Annotated in this window: 17 protein-coding genes; 14 read left to right on the top strand and 3 right to left on the bottom strand. The window is 68.4% G+C overall.

The window, feature by feature from the left end; all coding sequences use genetic code 11:
- Positions 1-37: 37 nt before the first annotated feature.
- The 6 genes from LK996_RS13625 (at position 38) to LK996_RS13600 (ending at position 6,790) form a co-directional block, all read left to right on the top strand.
- Entirely contained in the window at positions 38-751 is a 714-nt protein-coding gene (locus tag LK996_RS13625; protein WP_036170123.1) for a response regulator transcription factor, read from the top strand.
- Between the two features lie 7 nt (positions 752-758).
- Positions 759-2,036 carry a sensor histidine kinase gene (locus tag LK996_RS13620; RefSeq protein WP_230527903.1) on the top strand — a complete coding sequence of 426 codons (1,278 nt, stop codon included), beginning with the start codon at positions 759-761 and terminating at the stop codon, positions 2,034-2,036.
- A gap of 102 nt (positions 2,037-2,138) precedes the next feature.
- The gene (locus LK996_RS13615) at positions 2,139-3,680 is read left to right on the top strand and encodes an efflux RND transporter periplasmic adaptor subunit (protein ID WP_230527902.1); all 1,542 of its coding nucleotides are present in this window, start codon (positions 2,139-2,141) and stop codon (positions 3,678-3,680) included.
- Positions 3,677-4,390 carry an ABC transporter ATP-binding protein gene (locus tag LK996_RS13610; protein WP_230527901.1) on the top strand — a complete coding sequence of 238 codons (714 nt, stop codon included), beginning with the start codon at positions 3,677-3,679 and terminating at the stop codon, positions 4,388-4,390. Before LK996_RS13615 ends, LK996_RS13610 begins: the two co-directional genes overlap by 4 nt.
- Entirely contained in the window at positions 4,387-5,622 is a 1,236-nt protein-coding gene (locus LK996_RS13605; protein WP_230527900.1) for an ABC transporter permease, read from the top strand. Before LK996_RS13610 ends, LK996_RS13605 begins: the two co-directional genes overlap by 4 nt.
- 145 nt (positions 5,623-5,767) lie before the next feature.
- Complete coding sequence (locus LK996_RS13600) at positions 5,768-6,790, top strand: isoaspartyl peptidase/L-asparaginase family protein (RefSeq protein WP_255657076.1); 1,023 nt, start codon at positions 5,768-5,770, stop codon at positions 6,788-6,790.
- On the opposite strand, the gene LK996_RS13595 is transcribed toward LK996_RS13600, so the two are convergent.
- Together LK996_RS13595 and LK996_RS13590 are read right to left on the bottom strand one after the other, a co-directional pair.
- On the bottom strand, positions 6,754-7,407 hold the full coding sequence (locus tag LK996_RS13595; RefSeq protein ID WP_230527899.1) for a DUF998 domain-containing protein: 654 nt from the start codon (positions 7,405-7,407) through the stop codon (positions 6,754-6,756). The genes LK996_RS13600 and LK996_RS13595 overlap by 37 nt on opposite strands.
- Positions 7,408-7,478: 71 nt before the next feature.
- A complete protein-coding gene (locus LK996_RS13590; protein ID WP_230527898.1) occupies positions 7,479-7,976 on the bottom strand; it encodes a VOC family protein in 498 nt (165 codons plus the stop codon).
- Positions 7,977-8,120: 144 nt separating this feature from the next.
- Between LK996_RS13590 and LK996_RS13585 the strand changes: the two genes are divergently transcribed.
- The 8 genes from LK996_RS13585 (at position 8,121) to LK996_RS13550 (ending at position 14,001) form a co-directional block, all read left to right on the top strand.
- Positions 8,121-8,501 (top strand): diacylglycerol kinase, encoded by a 381-nt coding sequence (locus LK996_RS13585; protein ID WP_230527897.1) that lies wholly within the window; start codon positions 8,121-8,123, stop codon positions 8,499-8,501.
- Positions 8,502-8,536: 35 nt separating this feature from the next.
- On the top strand, positions 8,537-9,271 hold the full coding sequence (locus LK996_RS13580) for a TerC family protein (protein ID WP_230527896.1): 735 nt from the start codon (positions 8,537-8,539) through the stop codon (positions 9,269-9,271).
- A gap of 106 nt (positions 9,272-9,377) precedes the next feature.
- Positions 9,378-10,055, top strand: a complete 678-nt coding sequence (locus LK996_RS13575; RefSeq protein WP_230527895.1) for a LemA family protein — start codon at positions 9,378-9,380, stop codon at positions 10,053-10,055.
- A 4-nt stretch (positions 10,056-10,059) separates the two neighbouring features.
- Positions 10,060-10,953, top strand: a complete 894-nt coding sequence (locus tag LK996_RS13570; RefSeq protein ID WP_230527894.1) for a TPM domain-containing protein — start codon at positions 10,060-10,062, stop codon at positions 10,951-10,953.
- An 8-nt stretch (positions 10,954-10,961) separates the two neighbouring features.
- Positions 10,962-11,447: a TPM domain-containing protein gene (locus LK996_RS13565; protein ID WP_343225883.1), complete on the top strand. Its 486-nt coding sequence runs from the start codon at positions 10,962-10,964 to the stop codon at positions 11,445-11,447.
- 62 nt (positions 11,448-11,509) lie between these two features.
- Complete coding sequence (gene lgt / locus LK996_RS13560; protein WP_230527892.1) at positions 11,510-12,379, top strand: prolipoprotein diacylglyceryl transferase; 870 nt, start codon at positions 11,510-11,512, stop codon at positions 12,377-12,379.
- Positions 12,380-12,404: 25 nt separating this feature from the next.
- The gene (gene thyA, locus LK996_RS13555) at positions 12,405-13,238 is read left to right on the top strand and encodes a thymidylate synthase (RefSeq protein WP_230527891.1); all 834 of its coding nucleotides are present in this window, start codon (positions 12,405-12,407) and stop codon (positions 13,236-13,238) included.
- Positions 13,239-13,368: 130 nt separating this feature from the next.
- A complete protein-coding gene (locus tag LK996_RS13550) occupies positions 13,369-14,001 on the top strand; it encodes a response regulator transcription factor (RefSeq protein WP_230527890.1) in 633 nt (210 codons plus the stop codon).
- On the opposite strand, the gene LK996_RS13545 is transcribed toward LK996_RS13550, so the two are convergent.
- Positions 13,980-14,669, bottom strand: a complete 690-nt coding sequence (locus LK996_RS13545) for an Hpt domain-containing response regulator (protein ID WP_230527889.1) — start codon at positions 14,667-14,669, stop codon at positions 13,980-13,982. The genes LK996_RS13550 and LK996_RS13545 overlap by 22 nt on opposite strands.
- Positions 14,670-14,848: the final 179 nt, after the last annotated feature.

The following is a 14,848-nucleotide window of genomic DNA, read 5'->3' as shown; positions in this document are numbered from 1 at the left end:
CCTTCACGAACCTGAAGACCCCGACAGGAGCCTCTCCATGCGCAGCAGTGAAGAACCCGCTGGCCTCGTCCTCATCGTCGAGGACAACCGAAACATTTCCGAGATGGTCGGCGAATACCTCGAAGGCCGCGGCTTCGAAGTCGACTACGCCTCCGACGGGCTCGACGGTTATCGCCTCGCCGCCGAGAACAGCTACGACGTGATCGTCCTCGACCTCATGCTTCCGCGCCTCGACGGCCTGGAAGTGTGCAAGCGGCTGCGCGAGGAAGCGCGCAAGTCGACGCCGGTCCTGATGCTCACGGCGCGCGACACGCTCGACGAGAAGCTCACCGGCCTCGGCGCCGGCGCCGACGACTACCTCACCAAGCCCTTCGCGATCCAGGAACTCGAAGCGCGCCTGCGCGCCCTGATCCGCCGCGAGCGCCGCCAGGTGGGCGCCGAAGTGCTCAAGGTCGCCGACCTCGTGCTCGACCCGGCCTCCCTGCGCGCCACGCGCGCCGGCAGCGAACTGCAGCTCTCGCCGATCGGCCTGAAGCTGCTGACGATCCTGATGCGCGAATCGCCGCGCGTCGTGAGCCGCCAGGAAATCGAGCGCGAGATCTGGGGCAACGGGCTGCCGGATTCCGACACGCTCCGCAGCCACCTCTACAACCTGCGCAAGACCATCGACAAGCCATTCGAGAAGCCGCTGCTGCATACCGTGCAGAGCGCCGGCTACAGGATCGCGGACATCGAACAACCGCCGGCCTGAGGACACAGTGCCCCAAGGCTTGCCCCGCAAGATCCGGATAGCGTTCCTGCTCCAGGTGGTCCTCGTCAGCCTCGCGGTGATCGTCGCGGGCTGGCTGGTATCGCTGGTGATCCGGGTTGGTTTCATCCGCTCCGCCTCGGAAGCCGAGGCGGCGGATTACTTTGCGCGCAAGTCGATGGACGTGGGGTACTCGCTGCCGCACGGACGCAACTTCAAGAGTTGGTTCGTGCCGGATGGCGAGAAGGCGCCGGCGAGCCTGCCCGCGAACATCGCGAGCCTGCCGGTCGGCCACCACGATTTGCGCGAGCGCGACATGCAGGTGCGCGTGGCGCACGGCGACGGCGGCACGCTCTTCATCGTGTACGACCAGGAGCGCATCGACCGGCTGATGTACGCCTATGCGGTGCTGCCGGTCGCACTCGGGCTCGGCGCGGTGTTCGCGGTGTCGCTGCTGAGTTATCGCGTGTCGAAGCGCCTTGTGACGCCGGTGAACTGGCTGGCGCGCGAAGTCGCCGCGTGGGATCCGCGCCAGCCGAACATCGGCGCCCTCGCGCCGCATCGCCTGCCGCCGGACATCGGCAGCGGCGAAGCGCGGCAGTTGGCGAAGGCGTTGCACACGCTCGGCGAACGCGTGGAATCCTTCGTCGCGCGCGAACGCAACTTCACCCGCGATGCGAGCCATGAACTGCGCACGCCGCTCACCGTGATCCGCGTCGCGGCCGATCTCCTCGAAGCAGAACGCGAACTCAGCCCGCGCGGCGAACGATCGCTGCGCCGCATCCAGCGCGCGAGCCGCGACATGGAGCAGGTGATCGACGCGTTCCTCATCCTCGCGCGCGAAGCCGACATCGAACCGCAGGCCGAGCACTTCGCGGTCTCCGACATCGTCGCCGAGGAAGTCGACAAGGTGCAGCCGCTGCTCGAAGGCAAGCCGGTCGCGCTGCACGTGGTCAAGGATGCGGAACCGGAACTGCACGCGCCCTCGCGCGTGTTGTCGGTGATGCTCGGCAACCTGTTGAGCAACGCCTGCCAGTACACCGACAAGGGCGACATCGAGGTGCGCATCCAGAAGGACCGCGTCAGCGTGCGCGACACCGGCATCGGCATGTCGCGCGAAACCCTGCAGCGCGCCTTCGATCCGTTCTATCGCGCCGACCAGGACACCGGCGGCATGGGCCTCGGCCTGTCGGTCGTGCGCCGCCTGGGCGAACGCTTCGGCTGGCCGGTGGTGCTGGAGAGCGTGCCCGGCAGCGGCACCCTGGCGACGATCCAGTTCGTTCGCTGACCGCGGGCGGAACGAACGCACGCCCGCACGGTCCGAGCGTCAACGCCGCCCACGGGCGCGCGTTCCCGCCGATTCCACACCCACGGACCGCGACCTCTCCGCATGGCTGCTTCCCGATCCGCGACCGCGCGCAAGCGCGCGCTCCCCTCGTTGCGCTCCTCTGCCCTCGTTCTTGGTCTCCTCGCCATCGGCATCGCCGGCTGGTGGTGGAGCCAGCGCGATGCCGCGGCCGCCGTCGGCGCGTACCGCACGGCCACGGTCGAAAGCGGCGACCTGCGCGTGGCGATCTCCGCCACCGGCACGCTCGCCGCGATTTCCACCGTCGATGTCGGCAGCCAGATTTCCGGCCAGGTCACCGACGTGCTGGTCGACTTCAACGATCGCGTGCGCCGCGACCAGGTGATCGCGCGCATCGATCCGAGCACGTACCAGGCGCAGATCGCGCAGGGCTCGGCCGCCGTGTCGAGCGCGCGCGCCAACCTCGCGACCGCGAAGGCGACGCTCGCGAACGCCGAGGTCGACTACAAGCGCAAGGCCGAACTCGTCGGCCAACAGCTGATCGCGCGCAGCGACGTCGATCTCGCGAAGGCCGCGCGCGACCAGGCGCTCGCGCAGGTCGCCGCCGCGCAGGCGCAGATCACCCAGCAGCAGGCGTCGACGCAGACCTCGCAGCTCAACCTCGAACGCACCGTGATCCGCTCGCCGGTCGACGGCGTCGTGCTGACGCGTTCGATCGAGCCGGGGCAGACGGTCGCCGCGAGCCTGCAGGCGCCGGTGCTGTTCCAGATCGCCGAAGACCTGTCGAAGATGGAGATCGTGCTGCAGATCGACGAGGCCGACATCGGCCAGGTCAAGTCGGGGCAGGGCGTGAACTTCACCGTCGATGCGTTCCCCGACCGCGCATTCCGCGGCAAGGTGCAACAGGTGCGCTTGTCGGCGACCAACACCAACAACGTGATCACCTATCCGGTCGTCGTGTCGGTGGACAACGCCGACGGCGTGCTGCTGCCCGGCATGACCGCGAATGCGGAGATCGAAGTCAGCCGCCGCGACGACGTGCTCAAGGTGCCGAACGCGGCGCTGCGCTTCAAGCCCGCCGACGACGCGGCGCCGGCCGACGGCGCGCAGGCGCAACCGCGCGGTTCGCTCGCGGGCGAGGTGCCGAAGCTCGCGCAGTCGCTGCAACTCAACCCGACGCAGCAGGCCGCGTTCGACGATGCGCTGAAGCAGATGCGCGAACGCATGGCCGCGCGCATGGCGCCGACGAACGTGCCGCAGGGCGGCGGCAGCGCGTTGTTCGGTCGCGGTCCCGGCGGTGGTCCGGGCGCGGGCAACGGCAACAGCGGCGGCGACATGAGCGGCGCGATGCGCCAGCGCATGCAGGAACGTTTCAACCAGCAATTCGCCGCGTTCCGCGCGACGCTCGATGCCGCCCAACAGGGCAAGTGGGATGCGGGCGTGAACGCGCTCGTCGGAGCACGCCGCGCGCCGGTCTACAAGCTCGTCGACGGCCAGCCGCGCCTGGCGATGGTGCGCATCGGCGTCTCCGATGGAACGAACACCGAAGTCTCCGGCGACATCGCCGCGGGCGATGCGGTGATCGTCGGCGCGCAGCGCGCGGCGCAGCCGAAGGCCGCGCAATGAATGCGCTCGCACGCGACGCCGCGCCCGCCGCGGTGATCGAAACGCGCTCGCTCGGCAAGGTCTACGCGGCCGGCACCGAAGCGGAAGTCGTCGCGCTGCACGACGTCGGGATGCGCATCGCGGCCGGCGAGTTCGTCGCGATCATGGGGCCGTCGGGCTCGGGCAAGTCGACGCTGATGAACCTGCTCGGTTGCCTCGACACGCCGAGCGACGGGACCTACCTGTGCGACGGCGTCGACGTCGCGTCGCTCGATGCGGAAGGCCGCGCGCGCCTGCGCCTGGACAAGATCGGCTTCGTGTTCCAGGGCTTCAACCTGTTGCCGCGGATGGACGCGCTGGAAAACGTCGCGATGCCGATGGGCTATTCGAACGTGCACCGCGACGAACGCCGGCGCCGCGCGCAAGCCGCGCTGGAAGCGGTCGGCCTCGGCAATCGCGCGCATCATCGTCCGAGCGAGATGTCGGGCGGCCAGCAACAGCGCGTCGCGATCGCGCGTGCGCTGATCAACCGTCCGCCGATCCTGCTCGCCGACGAACCAACCGGCGCGCTCGATTCGAAAACGGGCGAGGAGATCCTCGCGCTGTTCAAGGCGCTGCAACGCGACGGCCACACCGTCGTGCTGATCACGCACGACCCGGATGTCGCGCACCACTGCGACCGCATCTTCACCATGCGCGACGGGCGCCTGTCCGAGGAGCCGCGCGCATGAACCCGATGGAAGTCCTGCGCACCGCGTTCCATGCGCTGCGCGGCAACTGGATGCGCAGCGCGCTCACCTCGCTCGGCGTGATCATCGGCATCGCGGCGGTGATCGTGATGGTGTCGGTGGGACAGGGCACGCAGGCGGAGATCGACAAGCTCGTCGCGGGCCTGGGGTCCAACCGCCTCGACATCAGCCCCGGTTCGGGTCGCGGCTTCGGCGGCGTGCGCATCGGCGGCGCCAGCATGTTCACGCTCAGCGAGGACGATGCGAACGCGATCCGCGGCGAAATCCCCGAAGTGCAATTCGTCGCGGGCAGCCTGCGCGGCAGCAGCCAGTTCGTGTACGCGGAGAACAACTGGTCGGGCAGCTGGCAGGGCGTGCAGCAGGACTGGTTCGACATCAACGGTTGGTCGATGGCCAGCGGCGACGGTTTCGACGCGCGCGCTTACACGGGCGCCGCGAAGGAAGTGATCCTCGGCGAGACCGTGCGGCGCGAGTTGTTCGGCGACGACGATCCGCTCGGGCAGACGATCCGCATCGGCCGCGTGCCGTTCACCGTGGTGGGCACGTTGCAGCCGAAGGGGCAGGGCGGGTTCGGCCAGAACCAGGACGACATCGTCGTGGTGCCGCTGGAAACCGCGCGTCGCCGCCTGATGGGCGCGATGGGCCTGCCGCCGGGTGCGGTGATGCAGATCGCGCTAGGCGTGGCGAATGCGAACGACCTCGACTACGTGCAGGGCGAAGTGGAAGCGTTGCTGCGCCAGCGGCACAAGCTCCAGCCCGGCGCCGACGACGACTTCTCCGTGCGCAACATCGCGCAGATCATCAGCACGCGCACCGCGACGACCAACCTGATGTCGAAGCTGCTCGGCGCGGTGGCGACGATCTGCCTGGTCATCGGCGGCATCGGGATCATGAACATCATGCTGGTGTCGGTGACCGAGCGCATCCGCGAAATCGGGCTGCGCATGGCGGTGGGCGCGGGGCCCAGCGACGTGCGCCGGCAGTTCCTCGCCGAGGCGATGCTGATCTCGATGGTCGGCGGCGTCATCGGCATCGTGATCGGCATCGCCGGTGCGTTGCTCGTCGGCAAGTTCAGCGAGCTTCCCGTGGAGGTGAACGCGAATGTCGTCGGACTCGCGGCGGCCTTCTCGATCGCGACGGGGTTGTTCTTCGGGTACTACCCGGCGCGCAAGGCGTCGTTGCTGGATCCGATCGAGGCGTTGCGGCAGCAGTAAAAACAAAAACAGGGGTCAGAGCACAAACAGGGGTCAGAGCACAATTTCGCGAATCGAAATTGTGCTCTGACCCCTGTTTTTGCCCCTGTTTTCGCCTGTTCCACCGGAGGCGTTATCCTCCGTCGAATGTCCGGAGGACCACGCCATGCGCCAAGCCCTGCTCGCCATCGCCATCTGCTGCGCGTTCGCAGCGCCGGCCGTGCACGCTGAAGAACCTGCGAAGCCGAAGACCGCACTCGTCCTGCATGGCGGCGCGGGGGTCATCGAGCGTGGGTCGATGACCGCGGCGGAAGAGAAGGAGGTGCGCGCGGCGTTGAACCAGGCGCTCGACGCGGGCAACGCGGTGCTGGCGAAGGGCGGCGCCGCGCTCGATGCCGTCGAGGCCACGATCCGCGTGCTCGAGGAGGATCCGCACTTCAATGCCGGCAAGGGCGCGGTGTTCAACGCCCAGGGCAAGCACGAACTCGATGCGTCGATCATGGAAGGCCACACGCAGCGTGCGGGCGCCGTCGCCGGCGTGACCACGGTGCGCAGCCCGATCAAGCTCGCGCGCGCGGTGATGGAGCGTTCGGCGCACGTGATGCTCGCCGGCGCGGGCGCGGAACAGTTCGCAGATACGCTGCCCGACATCGAACGCGTGCCGAACACCTGGTTCGACACCGAGCGCCGCCTCGAGCAATGGAAGGACGCGCAGGCGAAGAAGCAGGCCGGCGTCACCGCGCCCGGCAGTTACTTCGGCACCGTCGGCGTGGTCGCGCTCGATGCGCAGGGCCACATCGCGGCGGGCACGAGCACCGGCGGCATGACCGACAAGCGGTGGGGCCGCGTCGGCGATTCGCCGATCATCGGCGCGGGCACGTGGGCGGACGCGCGCTGCGGCGTGTCGGGCACGGGCTGGGGCGAATACTTCATCCGCGCCGCCGTCGCGCACGACATCTGCATGCGCGTGGCCTACAAGGGCGACACGCTCGCGCAGGCGGCGGGCGAGGTGATCGACACGATCGTGCCGAAGATGGGCGGCGACGGCGGCGTGGTCGCGCTCGATCGCGACGGCAACATCGCGATGCCGTTCAACACGTCCGGCATGTACCGCGCGTGGATCAAGCCCGACGGTTCGCGCGGCACCGCGATCTACGAAGACGAAACCGGCGCCGCCGCGAAGGACTGAGCGCGCGCCGCCGCACGCAACCACGTCGCGGCGAGCGCGAGCCATGCAAGCACGAGGAAGATCACGCCGCGCTGGGTGAGGCCGCGCGGCCATTCGCGCACCAGCGCATGCACCCACAGGCTCGCGAAGCACGCGAGCGCGAGCGCGAAGGCGACCGCGAAGCGATGCCGCCACGCCGGATCCATGCGCATGTGCCACGACTGCAGCAGCATGGCGAAGCTGACCGTGAGGAACGCGATCGGCGCGGCGACCATGTGCACGAACGCCTCGGTCGTCTTCGGTCCACCGGGCAACTGCGTGTCCGCGAACGCGGTGACCACGACCGCGAGCGACGCGGTGCCGAACAACCACGGCGCAAGATCGCTGCGCGCCCCCGGCCGCAACGCATGGCGGAACTGCAGGCCCACGAGCATCAATGCGACCGCGAGCGCGACGTACGCCGCCTTCAGCCAACCGGCGTATTCGCCCACGAGATAGAAACTCAGCGGCGCGAGCATCCACTGCAGATCGGGCCGCACGGCGTGCATCGCGACCGCGGCGACGAAGAACATGCCGACGCCCGCGAGCGACGTGTTGGCGACGAGCGTGGAATGCGGCGGCGGAAGCAGGCGAGACATGCGCGCCAGTGTCGCGGATGCGTCGCCATCGTCAATGGCCGCGCATGCACGCGGGAAGCGTCGTGCTTCCGTCAGGTCACTGTCGCTTGCGCGTTCTGCGCCTTCGCCCATTCCTTCATGCGCAACGTCAGGTCCTCGGGCGCGACATCCTCGATGTGCGTGCCCAGCGTCCACTGGTGGCCGAAGGGATCGGCCACGGTGCCCATGCGGTCTCCCCAGAACTGGTCGGCGACCTGCTTCACCACTTTCGCGCCGGCCTGCACCGCGCGTTCGAACGCCGCGTCGGCGTCGGGCCCGTAGATGACGAAGCTGCTGGTCGCGCCGCCGCGCCGGTTCGGGCCGAGCGCGCCCATGTCGGGCCATTCGTCGCAGAGCATCAGGTTGGTGTCGCCGATGCGGATTTCGGCGTGGCCCACGCGCTCGGTGCCGTCGGGGCGGGGGACCTCCAGGCGGAACAGCTCCTTCGCCCCGAAGGCGGCCGTGTAGAAATCGATGGCGCGGGCCGCGTCGTCGACGATCAGGTAGGCATTCACGGTGTGATAGCCCTCGGGAACGGGATTGACGGCCATGGCGGCGAACCTCCAGCAAAAAGCAGAGGCGCAACGTGCGCCGCGCGCCGTTATGCGCCGGTGACCGATCCGCGACGTTCGCCTCGGCAGGGGGGCACGTGGCAGAATCCGGGGTTCTTGCGGCCTGCCGCCACCCACCTCCCCATGGCTGACCATTTCGGACACTTGCCTCGCGCCCCGGGTCGGATCATGAAGGCCACGATCTGGTCGCTGCAGGGCCTGCGTGCGGCGTGGTTGCACGAGTCCTCGTTCCGGCTCGAGGTTTACCTGTTCGCGGTGCTCGGCCCGTTGGGCCTGTGGCTCGGACAGGATGGCGTGGAGCGTGCGTTGCTGGTCGGCTGCGGGTTGTTGGTGATGGGCGTGGAGCTGCTCAATTCGTCCATCGAGGCGGTGATCGAGCGCTACGGCCCGGAATTCCACGAACTGGCCGGCCGCGCGAAGGACATGGGCTCGGCGGCGGTGTTCGTCCTGATGCTCAACTTCCTGCTCGTGTGGGGCCTGATCCTGGGGCCGCGTTACCTGTAAGGCTGTTGGCGAAGCAAACGAGATAGAGGATCACGATGTTCGACTGGTTGGCCGACCCGCAGGCCTGGCTCACCTTGTTCACCCTGAGCGCGATCGAGATCGTGCTCGGTATCGACAATTTGGTGTTCATTTCCATCGCGGTCAGCAAGCTGCCGCACGACAAGCGCGAGAAGGCACGCAAGTTCGGCATCGCGGTCGCGTGCCTGACGCGCATCGCCCTGCTGCTGACGCTTGCCTGGCTCGCCGGGCTGACCAGCGACCTGTTCACGCTGCTCGGCCAGGGCATCTCGGTGCGCGACCTGGTGCTGATCCTCGGCGGCGTCTTCCTCGTGGTGAAGGGCGTGATGGAAATCCGCGACCTCGTCGCCGGCGAGGACGAGTCGGAGGACATCCACACCAAGCCGATGGCCTCGTTCGGCATGGTGATCGCGCAGATCGCGATCATCGACATCGTGTTCTCGCTCGACTCGGTCATCGCCGCGGTCGGCATGGCCAACCACACGACGATCATGGTCGGCGCGATCCTGCTCGCGGTCGCGGTGATGCTGCTCGCGGCCACGCCGCTCGGCCACTTCATCGAACGCAACCCGACGATCAAGATGCTGGCGCTGGCCTTCATCGTGCTGGTCGGCGCGTACCTGATCCTCGATGGCTTCGAGCTGCACATCCCGAAGGGCTACCTCTACGGTGCGATGGGCTTCTCCGCCATGGTCGAGTGCCTGAACCTCTGGGCCCGCCGCCGCGCCGCGCGGCGGTCGCTGGCGCCGTAGCGCCCAGGGCTTCCCCCGCGGGGGAAGGCGCCCGCCGGCGTCTTCATTGCGCGCTGTCGCGGCCGGTGCTGGAATGCGCCGCGACCCCCACCGCGGAGCTCCCCCCATGCGTTCGATGTCGTTCCTGCGCGTCGTGCTGCTGATGCTGGCCCTCGCGCTGCTCTCGGGCTGCGGCTACAACCAGATCCAGCAGAAGGACGAAGCGACCAAGGCCGCCTGGTCCGAAGTGCTGAACCAGTACAAGCGCCGCGCCGACCTCATCCCCAATCTCGTCAACACGGTGAAGGGCTACGCGGCGCAGGAAAAGGAAGTGCTGATCCGCGTGACCGAAGCGCGCGCGAAGGTCGGCCAGATGAACGTCAACGCCAGCGACGCCGCCTCGCTCGCGCAGTTCCAGCAAGCGCAGGGTGAGTTGTCGCAGGCGCTGTCGCGACTGCTCGTCGTGACCGAGAACTACCCGAACCTGAAGTCCGACCAATCCTTCCGCGATCTGCAGGCGCAGCTCGAAGGCACGGAGAATCGCATCACCGTCGCCCGCGGCCGCTTCATCGAGGCGGTGCAGGACTACAACACCTACATCCGCCAGTTCCCGCAGAACCTCACCGCGATGGCGTTCGGCCACCAGCAGAAGCCCAACTTCACGGTCGAGAACGAGCAGCAGATCCAGGAAGCGCCGGCAGTCGACTTCGGCGCGTCGCAGGCGCCGGCCGCGCCCGCGCCGGCCGCCGTGCCGCCGCCGGTCGCGTCGACCGCCGCGAATCCCGCGGTGGCGCCCGCGAACTGACGCGATGCGCAAGCTCGCGGGATTCGTGCTGGCGTGCATGCTCGCGTGCGCGCCGGCGTTCGCGCAGACGCTGGCGCCCATCCCGCCGCTCGACAAGCCGGTGATCGACACCACCGGCACGCTCGATCCGACGCAGGTCGCCGCGCTCGACACGCAGGCGCGCGCGCTGCAGAAGCGCAAGGGCGCGCAGTTGCAGATCCTGATGGTGCCGACGACGCAGCCGGAGACGATCGAGCAATACACCGTGCGCGCGTTCGAGCAGTACAAGCTCGGGCGCAAGGACATCGAAGACGGCGTGCTGATCGTGGTCGCGAAGAACGACCGCCGCGTGCGCATCGAACCGGGCTACGGCCTCGAAGGCGCGATCCCCGATGCGATCGCCAACCGCGTGATCCAGGAATACCTCGTGCCGAAATTCCGCGCCGGCGATTTCGGCGGCGGGTTGATCGATGCGACCGCGGCGCTGGTGAAACTGATCGACGGCGAAGCCCTGCCCGCGCCGATGGCGGACAACGCGCCCGCGCGTGGCCAAGGCGGCGGCGGTGGCTGGCTGTTCGCGTTGTTCGCGGCCTTCATCGTCGCGCAGGTGGCGCGCGGGATCTTCTCGTTCCTGCCGTCCGGGGTGCGCGCCCTGTTTGGCGGCGCGGCGTCGGGCGCCGTTGCCTGGCTCATCGGCGCGAGCCTGTTAGCCGCCGGCCTCGGCGCCGTGATCGGCCTCGTGATCGGCCTCGCGGGACTTGGTCCGCGCGGCCGCTTCGCACGCCACGGCGGCTGGGGCGGCATGCCCGGCGGGTGGGGCGGCGGTGGTGGCGGCTGGGGTGGCGGCGGCTTCGGTGGCGGCGGCTGGTCCGGCGGCGGCGGTTCGAGCGGGGGCGGCGGCGCCTCCGGCAGCTGGTGAGGCGGCGCATGCGCTTGTTCCGACATCTCTTCGCACGTTCCGCGGATGCCTGGCTTCCGGCCGAGGCGATGGAACGCATCACCGCCGCGATCGACGCGGGCGAGCTGCGGCATTCGGGCGAAATCTGCTTCGCGGTCGAGCCGGCGTTGCACTGGCGCCACGTGCTGCGCGGCACGCCGGTCCGCGAACGCGCCGAGCAGGCGTTCGCGAAGCTGCGCGTGTGGGACACCGAGGGCAATACCGGCGTGCTGCTGTACGTGCTGCTGGCCGACCATCGGCTGGAGATCGTCGCCGACCGCGGCCTGCGCGGCATCGACCCGGCGCAATGGCGCGCGGTGTGCGAAACCATCGAGGCCGGCCTGCGCGCCGACGATCCGGCCACCGCGATCGTCCACGGCATCGACGCGATCTCCGACCTGCTGGCCGGGCAAGCGCCGCGCATCGAAGGTCGCGAGGATCGCGACGAACTTTCGAACCGCCCGCGGATTCTCTGAGGCATGATCCCCTGAGGCACAATGCCTCGAAGCCGCGACGACGGAACCCCGCCTTGCACGACATGACGTACCTGCTCCAGATCGACCCCATCGCGTTGTCGATCGGCCCGCTCAAGATCCACTGGTACGGCCTGATGTACCTGCTCGGCTTCGGCGTCGCGTGGTGGCTCGGCCACCGTCGCGTGCAGGCCGGGCGGCTGCCCGGCGTCGACCAGCATGGATTCGGCGACCTGATGTTCTACGCGATGGTCGGCGTCGTCCTCGGCGGCCGCATCGGCTACATCCTCTTCTACGACCTGCCGACCTACATCGACCATCCGCTGCAGATGCTGAAGGTGTGGCAGGGCGGCATGAGTTTCCACGGCGGCCTGCTCGGCGTGGTCGCGGCGGTGTGGTGGTGGTCGCGTCGCCGCGGGCTGCACGTGATGGACACGTTGGAATTCGTCGCGCCGCTGGTGCCGCCGGGCCTGGGGTTCGGCCGCATCGGCAACTTCATCAACGGCGAACTGTGGGGCAAGCTCACGCGCGGCGATTGGGGCGTGGTGTTTCCCGCATCGCTGCCGGAACCGTTCCATTCGATGTCGTCGACCGCGCTGCGCGCGGAGTTCGAACGCGGCGCGCTGAACGCATTCGCGCGCCATCCTTCGCAGCTGTACCAGGCGCTGCTCGAAGGCCTCGTGTTGTTCCTCGTGCTGTGGCTGTATTCGCGCAAGCCGCGTCCGCGCTACGCGGTCGCCGGGTTGTTCACGCTGCTCTACGGCGTGTTCCGCTTCATCGTGGAATTCGTGCGCGTGCCCGACCAGCAACTCGACTACCTCGCATTCGGCTGGGTGACGATGGGACAAGTGCTGAGCCTGCCGCTGATCGTGCTCGGCCTCGTGTGGTTGTGGATGTCGCGCCGCGCGCCGACGCTGCAACCGCGCACCGCCTGACAACGTCGTTCGACCGGAGACCGCCATGCGCCAGTACCTCGACCTCATGCGGGAGATCCTCGAACACGGCACGCCGAAGGGCGATCGCACGGGCACCGGCACGCTGAGCGTGTTCGGTCGCATGATGCGGTTCGACCTGCGCGAAGGCTTTCCGCTCGTCACGACGAAGAAGCTGCACCTGAAGTCGGTGATCCACGAGTTGCTGTGGTTCCTCGACGGCGACACCAACGTCGGATACCTGCAGGACAACGGCGTCAGCATCTGGGACGAGTGGGCGACCGAGGACGGCAGCCTCGGCCCGTTGTACGGCGCGCAGTGGCGCAGCTGGCCCACGCGCGACGGCGGTTCGATCGACCAGATCGCCGCGCTGATCGAAGGCCTGAAGAAGAAACCGAATTCGCGCCGCCACATCGTCAGCGCGTGGAATGTCGAGTACTTGCCCGACGAATCGCTTCGCCCGCAGGACAACGTCCGCAACGGCCGCATGGCGCTCGCGGCGTGCCACACGCTGTTCCAGTTCTACGTCGCCGAAGGCCGCCTGTCGTGCATGCTGATGGCGCGCAGCCAGGATTTCCTGCTCGGTACGCCGTTCAACATCGCGAGCTATGCGCTGCTCGTGCACATGATCGCGCAGCAGTGCGACCTCGACGTCGGCGAATTCGTCTGGGTGGGCGGCGACGTGCACCTGTACAACAACCATCTCGAACAGGCGCGCCTGCAACTCTCGCGCGAACCGCGCCCGCTGCCGAAGCTGGTGATCCACCGCAAGCCGGCGTCGATCTTCGACTATCGCTTCGAGGACTTCGAGATCCGCGATTACGCCCCGCACGCCGCGATCAAGGCGCCAATCGCAGTCTGAGCGCGCGAAGGCGCACCCGGCGGATCGCGCCATCGATCGCTGCGAAGCGGCCATTGCCCCAAAGGGCCCCTATGTCCGTCCTTGGGGCGGGCGTATGCTCGCGCCGCTGGCGAATTCGAGCCCTTACTGCATGCGCATCCTGGTTGCCGACGACCATCCGATCATCTGCGTCGCGCTCGGCGAAATGTTGCGCGCGGCGTTTCCCGACACGCTCGAAGGCGTGGCGACCGTCGAGGACAGCGACACGCTGCTCGCGACGCTCGCCGACGCACCGTGCGACCTGCTGGTGCTCGACCTGTTCATGCCAGGCGCGCTCGGCAGCATTCCGCTGCTCGAACGCGTCGTCGCGTTGCGTCCCGGCTTGCCGATCGTCGCTTACACCGGCGCGAACCAGCCGATGCTCGCGCAACAGGCGCTGTCGGCCGGTGCGCGTGCGTTCGTGTCGAAGGCGAGCGGCCCGGAATCGGCGATGGATGCCGTGCGCGCCGTCCTCGCCGGACAGGTCTATGTCGATCCGCGCATCGACCTCGAAGCCGCGCGCCATCATCCGTGGCACACGCTCACGCCGGGCGAGCGCGGCGTGATCGTGGCGCTTGCGAGCGGCCAGCACCTGCACGGCATCGCGATCGACAGCGACCGCAGTTACAAGACGGTCACCGCGCACAAGTACAACGCGCTGCGCAAGCTGAAGCTCAACTCGAAGACCGACCTCAAGCACTACCTCTCGCAGATCGGACTCGGCTACCTGCTCGGTTCCCACTGAGCGCCGCCGCCGACGCGCGCGTCGGCAGCGTCGAGTTGCGCCTGCACCAGGTCGATCGCGCCGGCAAGCGCGGCCGCGCTCCAGTCCTCGCAGCCGGCCTCGCCGCGTGCGCACGCGGCCGCAAGATCGGTTTCCCCGATCATCAATGCCGCGCCCTTGATGCGATGGAAGATGTCGCGCAGTTGCACCGTGCGTCCATCGCGCGCGCACTCGCGCGCCTGGCGCAGGTCCTCGCGCGACGTCGCGACGAACAGGTCCCACTGCGCGGTGTCGCGCACGCGCGCCACGCTGGCGTTCGCGGGCAACGCTTCGCGCAACGCGCGCACCAGCGCGGGGAGCGACATCGGCATCGGAAGGCATGCACGCATGCCGCAATACGCGGCGAGCGCCGCGTCGAGCGTCGGATCCTCCGCGTACCCGATGATGGGACACGCATCCTCTCCACGCGCCCACGCAAGCTCGCGAATACGCGTCGCGAGCGCGAATCCGCTCATGCCGGGCATCCGGCATTCGACCAGCACGAGATCGAAGCGTCCCGATTCGATCAGCGCGAGCGCGTCCTCGCCATCGTCCGCGGTGATTGCCGCATGGCCGAGCGTGGCGAGTTGTTCGGCGATGACGAGGCGATTCAACGGATGCGTGTCGACGAGGAGGATGCGATGCGGCATGCGTGTTCCGATGCAGGGCAGGAGCGCAGCATCGTGGCCGATCCAAGTCCATGCAAGGCAACGAATGGATGCAACAGGGAAAACATCAGGGAAATCGGGGAAGTTTCCCAATAGCTGTTTCCACCTAATCGCGCGTAGTTTGGAACCGTCGTCACTACTGGGACGAACAAGCAGGGAGA

This window comes from Noviluteimonas lactosilytica, from assembly GCF_020866925.1.
Taxonomy (GTDB): Bacteria; Pseudomonadota; Gammaproteobacteria; order Xanthomonadales; family Xanthomonadaceae; genus Noviluteimonas; species Noviluteimonas lactosilytica.
The sequence above is the reverse complement of the archived record's forward strand: the minus strand, read 5'-3'. Positions and strand labels throughout refer to the sequence as shown.